The organism is Methanosarcinales archaeon (assembly GCA_014859725.1).
Lineage (GTDB): Archaea > Halobacteriota > Methanosarcinia > Methanosarcinales > Methanocomedenaceae > Kmv04.
Genome location: JACUTQ010000248.1, coordinates 1 through 2,312, shown reverse-complemented (window position 1 = coordinate 2,312; position 2,312 = coordinate 1). Strand labels below are relative to the sequence as shown.

The 2,312-nt window shown below is 40.5% G+C and carries 3 protein-coding genes; all 3 read left to right on the top strand.

The features are described from left to right. Positions 1–24 precede the first annotated feature (24 nt). Positions 25–723 carry a hypothetical protein gene (locus tag IBX40_12860; GenBank protein MBE0525200.1) on the top strand — a complete coding sequence of 233 codons (699 nt, stop codon included), beginning with the start codon at positions 25–27 and terminating at the stop codon, positions 721–723. 21 nt (positions 724–744) lie between these two features. Next, on the top strand, positions 745–882 hold the full coding sequence (locus tag IBX40_12855; protein ID MBE0525199.1) for a hypothetical protein: 138 nt from the start codon (positions 745–747) through the stop codon (positions 880–882). Positions 883–1,028: 146 nt separating this feature from the next. Then, positions 1,029–2,312 (top strand): PD40 domain-containing protein (locus IBX40_12850; protein MBE0525198.1); only part of this gene is annotated, 1,284 nt, incomplete at its 3' end.

Here is a 2,312-nt window from a genome sequence, read left to right as displayed (position 1 = left end):
GCTCAGATTGAAAATTTTATCTTAATGAACAAAGACGGCTCTAATAAAATGCAGTGGAATATAAATAAAGGAGGTATGATCTGGCACGGCAGGGATGAATTACTTCTTGAAATTGTAAATGAAAACCAGAGTAATACTCTTGCTATCATTAACGCATCCACAAAAGAAATACGGCACATCCCCCTTCCAGACCCGTATATTGATAAAGTAAGCCGGAGTCCAACCGGGCGTTATCTTATTGCCAGGACATTTAAACCAAAAACATCCAAACCTGAAAAATATTCCGATTATATATATCAAGATTATCTCTTGGAACTGCCAGAGTATGACCGTCCCATGCGCATAGAAATAGACGGCCGCCCGCTGATTGGAACTGACGTTAATATTTCAATCAAGTCAGCAGGCGGGATCAATAATGCAACCATCATGGCAAACGGAGAGCTAATAGGGACAACAAATGAAAAAGGAACAATAGCTTATCGTTTTGATGAAAAGGGCGAAATCCAGATAAAGGCCGTTAAAGATGGGTACAGTACCGCAAGCCGGACAATCACAGTCATAGACCACATCGATAAGCGGCAAGACCCTACCAGTACAGGTACAACAACAGCATCCGTGCCCGCTACATACGGCACAGGATTGCCCGGATTTACTGCGACGGCAGCACTTGTCGGATTAATATCCACATTACTTTGCTTTCATTTAAAATCGAAAAGAAAATAGTCTAACTGGCGGTGAATATAGTTGAAACAAGATGTAAGCAATGTCTTTGTGATCGCACAGAAAGAATTTGCAGACAACTTGATGGCTTGTTTTAGGACAATAATTGGATTTAAGTCTGAAGTTAATGACTTTTCAGCATCAATGGACGGTGGTATTTAAAATATGATACGTTTCTCTCTGTTGTCACACTTAAATTATATCATTTGTTTCAATCTAATTTTCTATAAGCCAAATGAGATGATACAATTGATGACACATATGATAGGACAAATACCTACTAGCTTTGGATTCAACTGAGGAATAAAATGCACAGAAAAAGTAAGTTCATAGCCATATTACTGGTATTGGGATCGATCATTATCGTCACAGAACCGGTCTATGCAGACGATAACCATGCTGAACTGATGAATGTCTCATTGATAACCGACCTAAATCAAACGATCGGTAAAGACGCATTAAACCTTGTAGATGAAAGTCGTCTGGACATACGTGGCAGCCCTCATATGAGTTTTTCCTGGTGTCCTGATGGTACCCGTGTGTTGATTTATGCAGATATTAAAGTTAATACAAAAGGCAAGGTCAGTAGCAATACAGATACATGGGGAGATGTGCTTGCGTTGTACATGATAAATGCGGATGGTTCTGGTATCAGGCGGATATCATGGGGTGAAGTAACTCCGTATACAGTACAGAGGGGGGAACATAAACTGATAGGAAGCCCAGCCTGGAGCCCCACAGGCGAAGTATTTTTATATACAGAGAGATCAGGTGGTAATGCCAGGTTTGGCGGTGGTTCGCACAGTCTTTCTGTTGTCGATGCAAAAAATTTGGATTTGATTGCAAAAAAAAGCTTGCCGGCTAAGGAAGGGCCAATATTAGAATGGTCACCAGAAGAGGACAGCCTGTTATACCTTGGCCTTGATGAACAGTACAAACTCACGGTATTTCTCTTGAATATTACCAAAAATGTTTCTGAGGAGTTGCCAATAACTAAATATAAAAAGACCCACTTTGGTAATAACGATTTGTTTTGGTCGCCAGACGGCAGAAAAATAGGGTTTGAAGGAAATGGTGGTCTTTTTATTCTGGATATTGATACCAGAGAAGTTAAGAATCTTTTTTCAACGGATAATCACATTATAATCAATCGAAATGCATTCTGGAGCCCGGACAGCAGTAGACTCATCATAACTGAAATAAAAAGCACTGGCAGAGCTGACAGCCCTATTTATGATGTATATGTCATAGACGCAATAAATGGTACATCAAATAAGTTGACGAGCTTTGAAAGCGGCGCCATTCAAAGATGGTTTCCAGGCAGTGATAGAATCTTATATGTAGCAGCTTCAAAAGCAGGCACGGACAGCAAAGAATATACACTCTATTCGATGCCGGTAGAAGATGGAGATGCGACTCCATTGTTCAGCAGCCCTGACGACCCTACTTCTTTTTTTGCTCATATCAGTCCCTCTGGTAAATTTATTGGGGTTATGTTCAGTGGCGCTGACTACTTAATGAACAAAGATGGCTCCAGTAAAATGCAGTTGAATATAAATAAAGGAGCCATTATCTGGCACGGCAGGGATGAA